Genomic DNA, 13,435 nt, shown 5'->3' with positions numbered 1-13,435 from the left:
TCCTTACGAATCTGCGTCGATCCGCATGGTCGCATATCCGGCCACGTCAGGAATGACCGTTCGATGACATCCGTGTAAGAGATCTCGACCGGCCCGGCCGGCCGGTGGCGGTGACCAGCACCTTCGCCACCGCCGCATAGCGCCCGGTCCGTCCGGTTACAGACAGATCCCGAGCTCCAGCGGGCCCAGTGGAATATTCAGGCACAGCTCGACCGAGCCCGTGACGGGAGCGGCGGCCGCCGGGGCAGCGGCGGGAGCGGCCGCCGCGGCACTGCCGGCACCGAATGCGCCCGCGGACAGCACGAGTCCGGCAATGACGAACGGGCGAACAAATCTGGAGTTCATACGGTGATCCTCGGTTGTGTTCGGATACGGCCCGGATTCGGGACCGATCCGATCACACCACGATAATTAGGCACGGAACCGAAACCCGCTCGAGTCCGTATTGTTCAGCCATTTATTCGCGACCCACTCGTACACGTTCACAATTGTTCTCGCACCGGCCCACCGTCACCCGTGAACGCTTCGGACACGAGCCCGCTGTTCGCCGCGTCCGGCAAACCCGGCCCCGGCTCGGCGCCCAGGAACTCGCCGGCACCCTGATGCCGGTGATCGGCGCCGGTCACGAGATCGCGGTGGTCAGTACCGCTGTCCGGGGCCCGGAATGTCGAGATGGGCGAGTACCGCGATATCGAGGACGCGGCCCAGCCAGGGTGCGTACCGCTCGGGGTGTTCGTGTGCGATCCGGGTCAGGTGTGCGGGCTCGGCCCAGGCGAAGGCCGCGACTTCGTCCGGGTCGGGCCGGGGTTCGGCGCCGCTGTGGGTTCCGATGACGACATGATCGAACTCGTATTCGACGCGGCCGGTCTGCCGGTCGGCGGCCCGATAGGTGAAGGTCGCAGCCTCGACGAGTTCGGCAGTGAGGCCGAGTTCCTCGTGCAGGCGGGTATCCGCGGCCTCGATCACCGGCTGCCCCGGAGCCGGATGGCCGCAACAGGTGTTGGCCCACCGCAGGGGGAAGCGCGTTTTGACCGCGGCTCGTTGCTGGATCAGGACTCGACCGGACGCATCGAACAGCAGCACCGAGAACGCGCGATGGAGCAGGCCGGGAGACCGGTGCGCTTGTGCGACCGGGCAGACGCCGATCGCCCGGCCCGCTCGGTCGACGAGTTCGACCGGCAAGGCTTCCCGGCTTGCCGGTGGGCCGGTTCGGATATCGGTCACCGTCCGGCCCCTCAGCAGTCCCGGTCGGCGGCGAGGGCGGCCAGGAGATCCAGATCCGAATATGCGGCGGCGTCGCCACCGATTTCGGACAGTGTGGCGGTGGCCTGCTCATAGAGTCGTCCGGCCTCGTTCCGGCTCCACGTTCGCCCGCCGGCGGCTTCGACGAGCTGCGCCGCCGTGGTCAATTCGAGGCTGTCCAGGGGCTTTTCGCGGTGGTAGAGCTCAGCGAGGGCCACCGCCTCGGGGGTTCCGGAACAGAGCGCGAACACTACCGGCAGGGATTTCTTGCGGCGGCGAAGGTCCGAATACACCGGTTTTCCGGTGATACGCGGATCTCCCCAGATCCCGAGTAGATCGTCCGTGTGCTGGAAAGCGCGGCCGAGGAGCCGGCCGAACTCTCGGAGGCGCGGGATATCGCCGGGTCCCGCGTTGCCGAACAGTCCGCCCAGTGCGGTCGCGCAACCGAACAGTGCTCCGGTCTTCCGATCGGTCATGGCCAGGCATTCGGCTGTTCCGACGTCTCGGCGTTGTTCGAAACTCAGGTCCGCGCACTGCCCCTCGACGAGGTGCAGCACCGCGCGGCTCAACAGTGCGGATGCTTCGGCTGCGCCCGCGTGCGGGGCTGCGGCGATCAGCGCGAATGCCTCGGTGACCAGGGCATCGCCGGTGAGGATGGCGGGTCCGATCCCGAAGACCGTCCAGGCGGTCGGCCGGTGCCGCCGGGTGGTGTCGCGGTCCATGACATCGTCGTGCAGCAGAGAGAAGTTGTGGACCAGTTCGACCGCGACCGCGGCGCGCAGTGCGTCCGTGATATCCCCGCCGGTCAACCTGGTGGCGGACAGGACGAGTGCGGGCCGCAGGGCCTTTCCGCCGTCGTGTTGTTCGGGCCGGCCGTGCCGGTCCCACCAGCCGAAGTGGTAACCCGCGATACGGCGGACCTCGGCGGGCATCGCGTCCACGGCCGCGTGCAGCGCCGGGGCGCAGGCCTCGCGGCATTGCGCGAGCACATCGGTGTGCGAACGGTAGGGGTTCGGTGTGTGCTGATCCTGAGCGATTTCCCGTGTCATGATCGGTGTCCTGATCGGTTCGCAGGGATGGGTTTCAGCGACTCGCTCGCACTCCGGTGAGTGCGCCGAGCGCATCGGGGACCAGGACCGCCGCGGCATGGTTGGCGCTGATCAGGTAGGAGGCCACGGCCCGGTCGTCGATGCCGGCGAAACGCACGGAAATGCCGTCCTGGTATTCGTCCGGTAATCCCGACTGGCGCAGGGCGATGACGCCGTCGTCGCGTTCACCGATACGCATGGCCAGGATGGTGCTGGTCCGGGTGGATGAGATCGGGATCTTGTCCGAGGGCAGCATCGGCACATTGCGCCACGCGTGGACCGTCCGGCCCTCGACTTCCGCATGGCCGGGGTAGATACCGCGAGCGGTGCATTCCCGGCCGAATTGCGCGATCACGCGGGGGTGGGCGAGGAAGAACGCGGTTCTGCGGCGGCGGGCCAGCAGCCGGTCGAGGTCTTCCGGGGTGGGGCTGCCCGTTGCCGAGGACAGTCGTTGTGTCGGATCGATATTGTTCAGCAGCCCGTAGTCGTGGTGGGTCAGCAGATCACGTTCCTGTCGTTCCCGCAGGGCTTCGACAGAGAGCCGTAGCTGCTGGTCCAGCTGATTCATCGGCTTGTTGTAGAGGTCGGCGACGCGGGTGTGCACCCGGAGCCGCAGCTGCGCGATGCTGAGCTCGTATTCGCGGGGCCGCGGCTCGTAGTCGACGTAGGTGCCCGGCAGCACCGGTTCGCCGCGTTGCCCCGAGGTGAGACCGATCGCGGCCTGACCGAACTTGTCGGCGCGGGCACGCACAGCACCGAGTGCGGCCCGCGCATTGTCGAGGTGGGTGGCCAGGCGAGGATTGCCGTCACGAATCGATTGGAACTGCTCGCGCGGCAATGTCAGTACCGTGCAATCGGTTTCGGTCGTGGCCGTGAATTCCCATCCCGGCTGTCCGCCGAGGAGCATGCGGCCACCGAGATGACCGCCGTCGTCGATCACCTCGAGCTGGGCCCGCCGGCCGTAGTCGCCGGGAACGCTCGTGGTGACCCGGCCGTGCGCGATCACATGGACGGCATCGATATCGCGGCCGAACTCGCATATCGTGTCGCCCGCCCGGTACTCACGCTGCCGGAATCCATTCGCCAGCTGGTGTAGTACTTCGTCGTCGTCTATCTCGCGGAGCGCGCCGATCTCCCGCAGTTCCGCGGGTATCAACCGGTATTCACCACCGGCGAGGGTGCAGGTGAGGTGGCCGTCGCCGACGGTGTAGGTGCGACGCCGGTTCACCCGATAGGTGCCACTGTCCACCTCCGTCCACGGCAGCATCCGCAACAGCCACCGGGGTGTGATCCCCTGCATCTGCGGAACGGATTTGGTGGTGGTGGACAGGGTGCTAGCCGCCGCGGTCCCGAGCGCGGTGGCGGATTCCTGGAGGTGGTCGGCTGTGGTCACGAGTGAGTCGTTCCCGTCTCGGTGCGCTGGGCTGCCGCCGTGCGCCGGAAGGCAGCGGGGACGCGCGCCGCCGAGGTGCCGATTCCCGTGGGCCCCCATACCCGGGTGGGCCGGGACGGTCGCACCGCGTCCACCGGGATGGCCCTCTGGGTGGCCGCCCGGCCGTTTCCGCTCGGCGGGTGACCGGTCGGGTAGCGCAGATCTTCCGGCCGGTAGCGGCTGGTACCGCGATGCCAATGCAAGATCCCCGCAATCCAATCCCGCAGCTCACCGATGTAGCCGGTCAGTGCGGCGCGGGCCGCCGGATCGAGGTGATGATGCTCGAAGAGCACCGGTAGTTCTTCGTCGACGAGTCGCTGGAACTGCCGCATCCGGGCCCGCATGAGATCGTCGACCACGGCGGCGGCCTGCTCCCGCCCGCAGGCGAAGAAGGTCTCCACGACCAGGACCGCGTTGTGGAGTTCGCCCTCGTATTCGATTTCCTTCTGGTAGGAGAACAGATCGTTGATCAGGCAGCCGTAATCCTGGGCAGCGTGTTCGATACCGCGCACGGTGCTGGTCTCGAACACCGCATCGGGCACCGCACCGCCGTGCGCGATCTTGGACAGGGTGATGGTGAGATCCGAGCCGAAGGTCCGCCGGCGCATTTCGAGGTAGTCGACCGGGTCCGGTACCCGATGCTGAATATGGTTGGCCAGCTCCCACAGCCAGCTGTCGACCATCGACTCCACCGCGGTCCGGAAGGTCCGGCGTGCTTCCGGCCCCATCGAGGCGACAGTGCGGGGCCACAGGTCGGCCAGGGCGCGCTCCAGCATGTTGCCGGGTGCGGGCGGCGCTTCCGTATCGAGCGGCATGAATTGCGACAGCCGGGTGGTGCAGGCTTTCGCGGCCGCCATCGCGCCCACGGTGCCGGCGGGATGGAAAACGACCGGGAAGTAGTCGTCGCCCCAGGTCCCCCAGGTGAGCCATTCGGCCGACAGCGTCAAGGCCTCCGCGGTCGCATCGGGATCGAGACCCGCCGAGCACAGGGCGAAATCGAAGCCGGCCGTATCGGCGCGGGTCCACAGTCGCCGGCCGCCCAGCTCGGGGAGCGGGTCGTGGAACCCGACCCGGTCGGCCCAATCGATGCTTTCCGCGCGGGCTGCGGGGAGATGCGGGCTCAGGCTGAGATCGAACGGTACGTCGAAATCCGGCAGCGGTAGCGGCCCGGTACACCGCAGCGGCCGCTGGGTGTGACTGCGTGCGCCTCCCGGCCCGGCCAGCCCTTTCCAGAATCCGGACCGGGACAGCGCCGTACCCACCCCGGTGGGTCCGGGCGGTAGCGAGGTCGACCGGGTCGAACCGTTCATATAGCGGTTGGAGCGCATATGCCATTCGTGCCCGCCGGACTGCCAGTCCTGCAGGCCCTGGGCATACGACAGGGCCGCCGCGCGCTGGGCGGGATCCAGCCCGTGCTCGTCGAAGAGCAGGGGCAACTCGGTCAGGACGGTGTTCTCGAACTGATGCATCCGGGACGTCAGCTGGTCGTTGACGATATCGGCGGCCCGCTGGGGCGAGCAGTCGAAGAACCGCTCCACCACCAGGACTCCGTTGTTGACCTCACCTTCGTGTTCGATCTCGCGCTGATACGAGAAGATGTCGTTGCGCAGGTGCACCGCATCGGCGAACGTGTCCTTCAGCACCCGCATGGGGCGGGTACCCACCAGCCCCTCGGGGACCTCGGTACCGCGCGCGTACTCCACCAGATCCGCGGACCACGGCGCACCGCCGACCTTGCGCCGCATCTCGATGTAGTCGATCGGATTCGGCACCCGCGCGGTGTTGATATTGCGCAGTTCCCACACACAGTCGAGCAGCAGGTTCCGGGTGCTCTGCGCGAACCGCTCCCGCCAGCCGATCGACATCGAGGGAACCGTTCGCGCCCAGAGGTCGCCCAACCCTCGTTCGTCGGGGTTCGTGGGCTCGGGCATATCCGTCCCCTCGGCGGGCATGAAGGTGGCCAGCCGGTCGAGGTACTCGCGCGCACCGTCCAGATCGCCGGTGCGTTTGAAGGCTTCGAGGAAGTGGTCGTCGAAGTAGAACACCCAGGTGTACCAATCGGTCACCGTATCGAGCATCGACGCCTGCGCCTCCGGATGGGTGTAGGCGCACAGGCCCGCGTAGTCCATACCGTCGAAACTCGCTTCGTCCCACACCACATCGCCGCCGACCGAGTCGCCGAGCATCCCCATCTCGAAGGCCCAGTGTTTGGTATGTGCGCGAGCCGCTTCCACGTGTGGGTTCAGCCGTGCCGGATGCGCCACGTAGAAGTCCGGCAGTTCGAAGGGCTGCACGACATCAGCTTCCGGCGCCGAGCTGGACGTCGTCGAGCAGGCCGAGCGCGTCCGGTACCAGTACCGCCGCCGAATAGTAGGTGCTGACCAGGTAGGAGATGATCGCCTTGTCGTCGACTCCCATGAAACGGACGTTCAGGCCCGGCTCGTACTCATCGGGAATCCCCGTCTGCCGCAGACCGATAACGCCCTGCGCCGCTTCGCCGGTACGCATCAGCATGATCGAGGTGGTGCGCTCGGCGGATACCCCGATCTTGTTGCACGGCAGGATCGGAACCCCACGCCAGGACGGCACCTGATGGCCGTTCAGATCGGTGCCCGCCGGGTATACGCCCCGACGGCTGCATTCGGCGCCGAACGCCGCGATCGCTTTCGGGTGGGCCAGGAAGAAGGCCGGTTCCTTCCACACCAGAGCGAGAAGTTCGTCCAGATCGTCGGGCGTCGGCGGGCCGGAGCGGGTGCTGAGCCGCTGTCGCGGTGCGGCATTATTCAGCAGCCCGAATTCGCGATTGTTGATCATCTCGTCTTCCTGCCGCTCGCGCAGGGCCTCGATGGTCAACCGCAACTGTTGCTCGATCTGGTCCATCGGCTTGTTGTAGAGGTCGGCGACCCTGCTGTGGACCCGCAGGACGGTCTGCGCGACACTCAATTCGTATTCGCGCGGCGACAGTTCGTAGTCGACGAACGTACCGGGCAGCGTGGGTTCCCCCTGGTGCGCGGACACCACGTCGATCGACGCCTCGCCGTCGGCGGTGGACCGCCCGGCCTCGAGCTCCGCCGCCCGTTGCGCCTCCTGCACGTGCTCACGCAGCGAATCGATACGATCGCCCACCTCGGCCAGGGCGCGGTCGGTCAGCACCAGGACGGTGCAGGCGGTGGCGGCCTTCACCGTGAAGTCCCACGGCGCCGGATCCGCGCCGAGAATGCGCTCGCCGAAGAACCGGCCGCCGGTCATCACCTCGAGGGTCGCCGGCTCGCCGTAGCGGCCCGTACCGAGTTTGTCGGCCTTGCCGTGTACGAGTACCACCAGTTCCTGTGCGGGGCGCCCGGCTTCGGCGATGACATCGCCCGGCTGGAATTGCCGTTCGACGAAGCGATCTGCCAGCGCCTGCAGGACGGAATCGTCGGCGAACTCCCGCAGATAGTGCAGTTCGCGCAGGTCGGCCGCCAGTATCTCGTTCCGGCCGGCGGTGGTGAAGCAGGTGATGAGTCCGTCCCCGAGGGTGTAGGTGACCCGCCGGTTCACCCGGTACACACCGCCGTCGGCCTGTACCCAGGGCAGCAGCCGGAGCAGCCACCGCGAGGTAATACCTTGCATCTGCGGTACGGATTTGGTGGTGGTGGCGAGATTTCGCGCGGCCTCGGTGCCCAGGCTCAGCGGCGCGGCCTCGGTGGATCCAGACATGGGTTCAGCCAGTTCGGTCATGATTTCTTCCCGTTTCGCTGTGTATGTGCGTGCAGAAGCAGTTGCGTGCGTTCGGATGCGGGATACGTGCCTGCAGAAGATGACGTCAGCGGACAGAAGTCGGGGACGAAGCCGGAGATCGAATAGCTAACCCCCGGCTATTGAATGTGGCACCAGCGATGGTAGCCCGGTCTTCGCCGACCCGCCAGAGGTCCGCTCTAATTTCCTTGTGTTGTAGGAGATTTGATGATCAGCGGTGTACAACCGCAGATGCCGGCTGTTAACATCGCGACTGGATCGATCGCACAGAGATTTGCTGGAATACTGCGCTCCAAAATGCCCACCCCGGCCCGTACCGCGGTTCACCGACTCGGTTTCCCGGTCGCGGACCGGCGTTGGTGGTGCCGAAAAGATCTGGGAGGAAGGGATTTGCAGCCAACCGGTTCACCGATCGACGGCTGGGATTCGACTGCACCGAGGCCGACAGGGCATCGACCGATGAACAATCGACAACCGCAGCTACCTCCGGAGGTTCCGGCCGGGTTCACGAGTGAGACGGGCCCGAGCGGAAATACCGGCGTCCTGCCTGACGTCTGATGCCAGAATGGCTGCATGTCGAAGCTCGGAGTTATGGGACGTGTTGCCGGATGGTCGTGTGTCGCGATCGGGGCGGTTCAGCTGGTGGCCGGAACGCGTGCGGAGCCTGGGATGAACACAGACGCGACGGTCGATTCGCACGTACGCTTCATGGGTTCCGCCTTCGTTGCCTACGGTCTGGGCTGGGTCGAGGCCGCGGCTTCCCCGACCCCGAACCTGCAGCGGATGAGGCTGCTTTCCGGGCTGATGGCCCTCGGCGGAGCAAGCCGGCTTGTCACCCGAGCCACCGTGGGCCGGCCACACCGCTTCCACGATCTACTCCTCGGTGTGGAACTTGCGGCACCGGTCGTGGTGGAGGTCCTCGGCAGACTGGACCGTCCGGCCCACTGAATCGGGGAGTCGCGCCGACCGCCCCGTGGATCGCCGACTGACAGCCGGGCCCGTGCGTCCGGCGAACGCCAGGGCTGCACCCGCCGGAAGTGGTGCGGACCGCGCCGAATCGGTCGCCGAAGCGAGCCGGGTTCGGTTTTTACCTGAAGGATGAGTTCGCCTCACCACGAAAAAGCGCTTCCGACACTATGATCCGGCGCCTCGTCCTTCAAGGAGTTCTCTCGTGACCAGTCGTCCCGCCGAGCCCCGAACCACCGATTTCGATGGCTCTCGCTGGCATATCTGCGCGGTCCGGATACCGGCACAGGGCGGCGACGATCACGAGAAGCTCCTTGCCGGCCTGCGTGAGTTGCGTGCCCGCATTCTGTTCGACCGAGGCCGCCGCCCGGCGTTCGGTGCCGACGAGGATTCCGCGGATGATCAACAGTTGGATTACGGTGCTTGGCATTTTCTGGCCCGCCGGGATCCGGACGGGCCGCCACTGGGATATATCAGGCTGTCGACTCCGGCCACCGGGCATCTGTTCCAGTCGCTGGATTACTTGGGCGCCGAGCAGTACCAGCGCATTCTGGCGGCCGAAGGTGTCGACGCCGCCCACACTTTCGAACACAGCCGGCTGGTGGTCGAGCACCGCGCACGCAAGCTCGGGCTGGGCGTGTACTTGAACGCCGTCGCCATCGGCGCCGCACATCATCTCGGCGCACGTCTGATGATCGGCACGTCGGGGACCGCCGATGGACAGGACAGGTTCCATGCCCGGTTCGGGTTCGTCCCGGTGCCGGGGACCCGCCGCTACACGGAGCGGTACACCGAGGACGTGATCATTCTCGTGCACCGTCCCGCGTCGGGTGCCGGGGAATACACCGAACTGGTCGCGTCGATGGCGGAGGAATTCCCTCGGCACCCGACCCTGACCGCCACCGAGGCCGGCGGTATCACCCCCTCCGCCGCCACAGAGACTGCGCGGCCGATACCGGCCGGGCTGAGCGGCGCGCCCGTCCCGGACGAAACCTCATGGCAGCCAACGCTTTTCGAGCCGGTGCGGGCACAGGATTATGCCGCCCTGACCGAACTGCTGGATTCGGGCCGGGTGCGGTCGGTGTTCGACAGCATCGGCGAGCAGCTCGACGAGTTGGTTCGCTGCCGGGAACCACACCGCCGGTTCACCCCGGATGAGATGGCCGCCGCGGTACGCGAACAGCTCGACGGTGTCGAACAATGGGCCTACGGCACCTGGGCCTGGTACCCGTGGTCCGGGCGCCTGGTGCACATCCTGCCGTGCGAGGAATTCCGGCTGGTGCGCACCGACCGGAACCGTGAGAAGATCCAGCGCCCCCAGCAGCGCCGGCTGTTCGCCCGCCGGATCGGGATCGCCGGACTCTCGGTCGGCAACTCCGCCGCGCTCACCCTGGCCGCGGGCGGGATCGGGGGCCGTTTCCGCCTCGCGGACTTCGACGAACTGGGGTTGTCGAACCTGAACCGGTTGCGGGCCGGCCTGCACCACCTCGGGGTCAACAAAGCCGTACTGAGCGCACGGCAGATGTTCGAGGTCGATCCCTACCTGGATATCGAGATCTTCACCGGTGGACTGACCGAGGAGAACATCGACCGTTTCTTCGACGGCCTGGATCTCATGGTCGAGGAATGCGATACCCCGAAAATCAAACTCGCTGCCCGCGAATACGCCCGTGAGCGCCGCATTCCGGTGGTCATGGACTGCAACGACCGCGGCATGCTCGATATCGAACGGTTCGATCTCGAGCCGGACCGTCCGCTGCTGCACGGCCGCCTGGGAGCCGTCGGCTCCGCCGAACTGGACAGTTCGACTCCGGCCGAGCGCGCGGAGGTGATGCTGGCGATGGTAGACCCCGAACGGATCAGCCCGGAGCTCGCCGCGGCCTTCGGGCAGATCGGCGTCACGCTGAGCACTTGGCCCCAGCTGGCCGCCGATGTGGCATTGGGCGGCGCACTGGTGGCCGATGCCGCACGCCGCATCCTGCTGGGACTGGCATGCGAATCCGGGCGCTTCTACGTGGACCTGGCCGAACTCATCGCACCGGAACACAACACCGCGGTGCCGGGCGGAGTGACCCGGTGACAACGCTGCCCGACACTCGGCTCTCGATGCACACCCCGCTGGCTGTACCGGTCGCCATCGCCGGAACCGGACTGCACCTGCCGCCGGCCGTCATCTCCAACCAGCAGCTCACCGAGACCCTGGACACCAGCGACGAGTGGATCGTCGAGCACACCGGTATCCGCGAAAGGCGGCACCTTTCACCCGAGCTGGCAGTCTCGGATATGGCCGTCGCGGCCGCCGAGGACGCGATCGCCGCATCCGGGGTCCGTGCCGTAGACCTGGACGCAGTTCTGATCGCCACCTACACCGGCGATCAGATCCTGCCGTCCACGGCCCTGATGGTCGCCGACCGGCTCGGCGCCCGCCGCGCCCTGCCGATCGATATCACCCAGGCCGCCTGCGCGAACGGCCTGCAGGCGATGCTGCTTGCCGCCCATCTACTACAGAGCACAGCGCGGACCGTGCTGGTCGTGGCGGCCGACTGCGCCTCGCGCGTCACCGACCCGGCCGACCGCACCACGCGAGTCTTCTTCGGCGACGCAGCGGTAGCGATCGTCCTCACCCGCGGCACCGAGCCCGGAACCGGCCTTTTGTCATGGGATTTCGGCGCCGAACTATCGGACAGCGTGCAGATCCCCGCCGGCGGCTCACGATTGCCGGCCAGTGCGCGCACCGTGGCCGAAGGTGCCCACTATCTGCACATGGACGGTCGCGCGGTGTGGGAGATGGCCACCGAACAGTTGCCGCGCAGCATCGAGAATGCGGTTCGCCGGGCGGGATCGACCGTGAACTCGGTGGATCATTTCTTCCTGCACCAGGCCAATCTCCGGATAGTCACCGCAGCCATGGACCGCATCGCCGTGTCGATGGATCGCGCGCCGGTCACCGTGGACCGGCTGGGCAACACCGGTTCCGCCGGCGCTTTCACGGCCCTGCACACCCTCATGTCACAGGGGCGCATCCACTCCGGCGATACCTTCGTTCTCTCGGCCATCGGCGCGGGATTCCAATGGGGAACCCTGTACATGCGCCACCCGTGACCCCGGCCGTTGCCGGCACGGGCCGACCGACGTTGAGAGGTTCGCTCAGGCGCGTGGCATTGCTCGAACGATTCTGGTGATCCTGGCTCCGGCCGCACACACCTTTTCGATCTTCGCGGCAAGTGCGGCACCTTCGAACTCCTCGGCCCGGCCGCCCACACTGATCGATGCGAGCACCGCGCCGTCGGACCCGAGGATCGGCGCCGCCACCGCGGCAACGCCTGGCAGGTAATCGGAGACGCTGAGTGAATATCCGGCGTCCTCGATCTCGTCCAGATGTTCGACGAGCAGGTTCACGTCGGTGATGGTCTGCTCGGTGATCGCCGGCAGTCCGGGCTTTATCCATCTGTCTCGCAGCTCTTTCGAGTGAGCGAGCATGACTATCGGCCCCGCGGCGGCGTGATAGGGCATGACAGATCCGACGTTGATTCCGGCGACAACGAGCGAGTTCCGTCCTTCGAGCAGGTCGATGCAGACCGCGCCCTGCTCCGCGGGCACCATCAGGTACGCCGTATTACCGAAGGTGGTTGCCAGATCGGACATGAACGGCTTTGCCGCGGAACGTATATCGAGCTTCGCCAGCGCCGCGGAACCGATCTCGAACACCGGCATCGCCACCCGATAGGCGCCCTCGTCGGTGCGGTTCACCCACCCGGCCTGAACAAGCGTGGCCATCAGGCGGAAAACCGTGGTCTTGTTCATCCCGCTGGCCGTGGTGAGGTCGTTCAGCGTCCAGACGGGCCGGTCGGCGCTGAACTGACCGAGCAGCATGCATGCCTTGAGGACGGCGCCCACGACATCGCGCCCTCCCGGCGCCTCGGACTCCACCGGCACAGCCACTGATACTCACTCGCTTCCACGGTTCGTGCGATCGATGCCGCCACCTTACGAACACATCGGCCGATCGGGGTTGACTTTGTGACTGGGACCACCTTACCGTCTGCATATCGGAAAATGAAACGCATTCCGCATTGCGAAACGGAGAGTGGACTGGTGCGCAGCCCGACCTTGAAAGACCTCACGTCCAACGGACTCGTCTACGCCCCCGGCGTATGGGACGGCCTCACCGCCCGCCTCGCCGAACAGGCCGGGTTCAGCGCCCTGTGCGCCTCGGGCTTCGCCGTCTCGGCCGCCCTGGGCCTGCCCGACGCCGAGCTCTACACCCAGACCGAGAACCTCCAGGCGGTCCGCACGATCCGCGAATCCTCGAAGCTGCCCCTGGTCGCCGATATAGACACCGGCTATGGCAACGCCGTCAACGCCGCCCGCACCGCCACCAAGTTCGTGGACGCGGGCGTCGGCGGCATGTTCATGGAGGATCAGGTCTCCCCCAAGTCCTGCCCCATCTGCGTGGGCGACCCCGTCGACCTGATCACCGTCGACGAGGCCACCGGCAAGATCCGCGCCGTCCGCGATTCGATCCCCGACGACGTCCTCCTGATCGCCCGCACCGACGCCCGCGGCGACGACGCCATCCGCCGCGCCCAGGCCTACGTCGAAGCCGGCGCCGACATGATCATGCCGGTCACCAAGACCTTCACGACCGTCGAGGAATGGCAGCGCTGCCACGAGGAGGTCGGGGTCCCGCTCATGGCCACCCTCACCGCGTCGACCTGGACCGAACGCGATTTCACCCCCGAGATCCTCGACCAGATCGGCGTCCGGCTGGCCCTGTTGCCGACCCAGGTCCTGATGGCGGTGGCCGGGGCGGCCCAGACCACCTTGAAGCGCCTGGCCGCGGGCGAGGCCCCCGCCCAGGTCAGCGCCGACGCGCTACAGCACCACGAGTTCGTCGAGCTGATCGGTTTCCCCGAGGTCGAGGCCATGCAGAACAAGTACCTACCCGCGAAGGAGCAGTGACCGTCGT

At 66.9% G+C, this 13,435-nt stretch carries 11 protein-coding genes; 4 read left to right on the top strand and 7 right to left on the bottom strand.

All coding sequences use genetic code 11. The features are described 5' to 3' along the window. Positions 1-156: 156 nt before the first annotated feature. The 6 genes from ACIA75_RS18705 to ACIA75_RS18680 all read right to left on the bottom strand — a co-directional run bounded on the left by ACIA75_RS18705 (position 157) and on the right by ACIA75_RS18680 (position 7,482). The gene (locus ACIA75_RS18705) at positions 157-345 is read right to left on the bottom strand and encodes a hypothetical protein (protein WP_397105511.1); all 189 of its coding nucleotides are present in this window, start codon (positions 343-345) and stop codon (positions 157-159) included. Between the two features lie 294 nt (positions 346-639). Continuing rightward, a complete protein-coding gene (gene idi, locus ACIA75_RS18700) occupies positions 640-1,224 on the bottom strand; it encodes an isopentenyl-diphosphate Delta-isomerase (protein WP_397105509.1) in 585 nt (194 codons plus the stop codon). An 11-nt stretch (positions 1,225-1,235) separates the two neighbouring features. Next, complete coding sequence (locus tag ACIA75_RS18695) at positions 1,236-2,291, bottom strand: family 2 encapsulin nanocompartment cargo protein polyprenyl transferase (protein ID WP_397105507.1); 1,056 nt, start codon at positions 2,289-2,291, stop codon at positions 1,236-1,238. 34 nt (positions 2,292-2,325) lie between these two features. Continuing rightward, positions 2,326-3,723, bottom strand: coding sequence for a family 2B encapsulin nanocompartment shell protein (locus tag ACIA75_RS18690; protein ID WP_397105505.1), 1,398 nt, complete (start codon positions 3,721-3,723; stop codon positions 2,326-2,328). Further along, positions 3,720-6,056: a germacradienol/geosmin synthase gene (locus ACIA75_RS18685; RefSeq protein WP_397105503.1), complete on the bottom strand. Its 2,337-nt coding sequence runs from the start codon at positions 6,054-6,056 to the stop codon at positions 3,720-3,722. The genes ACIA75_RS18690 and ACIA75_RS18685 overlap by 4 nt, the downstream gene beginning before the upstream one ends. 4 nt (positions 6,057-6,060) lie before the next feature. After that, positions 6,061-7,482 carry a family 2B encapsulin nanocompartment shell protein gene (locus ACIA75_RS18680; RefSeq protein WP_397105501.1) on the bottom strand — a complete coding sequence of 474 codons (1,422 nt, stop codon included), beginning with the start codon at positions 7,480-7,482 and terminating at the stop codon, positions 6,061-6,063. A gap of 591 nt (positions 7,483-8,073) precedes the next feature. Between ACIA75_RS18680 and ACIA75_RS18675 the strand changes: the two genes are divergently transcribed. From ACIA75_RS18675 to ACIA75_RS18665, 3 genes are all read left to right on the top strand, one after another. Beyond that, positions 8,074-8,448, top strand: coding sequence for a DUF4345 domain-containing protein (locus tag ACIA75_RS18675; protein WP_397105499.1), 375 nt, complete (start codon positions 8,074-8,076; stop codon positions 8,446-8,448). Between the two features lie 223 nt (positions 8,449-8,671). Continuing rightward, a complete protein-coding gene (locus tag ACIA75_RS18670; protein WP_397105497.1) occupies positions 8,672-10,546 on the top strand; it encodes a ThiF family adenylyltransferase in 1,875 nt (624 codons plus the stop codon). Further along, positions 10,543-11,568 (top strand): 3-oxoacyl-ACP synthase III family protein, encoded by a 1,026-nt coding sequence (locus tag ACIA75_RS18665; RefSeq protein WP_397105495.1) that lies wholly within the window; start codon positions 10,543-10,545, stop codon positions 11,566-11,568. Before ACIA75_RS18670 ends, ACIA75_RS18665 begins: the two co-directional genes overlap by 4 nt. Before the next feature lie 45 nt (positions 11,569-11,613). Here ACIA75_RS18665 and ACIA75_RS18660 read toward each other — a convergent pair whose 3' ends face one another. Continuing rightward, on the bottom strand, positions 11,614-12,408 hold the full coding sequence (locus tag ACIA75_RS18660) for an IclR family transcriptional regulator (RefSeq protein ID WP_397105493.1): 795 nt from the start codon (positions 12,406-12,408) through the stop codon (positions 11,614-11,616). A gap of 153 nt (positions 12,409-12,561) precedes the next feature. On the opposite strand from ACIA75_RS18660, the gene ACIA75_RS18655 reads away from it, so the two are divergent. Further along, a complete protein-coding gene (locus ACIA75_RS18655; protein ID WP_397105491.1) occupies positions 12,562-13,428 on the top strand; it encodes an oxaloacetate decarboxylase in 867 nt (288 codons plus the stop codon). The last annotated feature ends 7 nt before the right edge of the window (positions 13,429-13,435 follow it).

The organism is Nocardia sp. NPDC051750 (assembly GCF_044453135.1).
Lineage (GTDB): Bacteria > Actinomycetota > Actinomycetes > Mycobacteriales > Mycobacteriaceae > Nocardia.
This window is presented reverse-complemented; position numbering and strand designations above follow the sequence as displayed.

Excerpts from the sequence above, each read along its gene's own strand:
- ACIA75_RS18705 (WP_397105511.1), bottom strand. The coding sequence starts at position 345 with ATGAACTCCAGATTTGTTCGCCCGTTCGTCATTGCCGGACTCGTGCTG.
- ACIA75_RS18695 (WP_397105507.1), bottom strand. The coding sequence starts at position 2,291 with ATGACACGGGAAATCGCTCAGGATCAGCACACACCGAACCCCTACCGT.
- ACIA75_RS18680 (WP_397105501.1), bottom strand. The coding sequence starts at position 7,482 with ATGACCGAACTGGCTGAACCCATGTCTGGATCCACCGAGGCCGCGCCG.
- ACIA75_RS18675 (WP_397105499.1), top strand. The coding sequence starts at position 8,074 with ATGTCGAAGCTCGGAGTTATGGGACGTGTTGCCGGATGGTCGTGTGTC.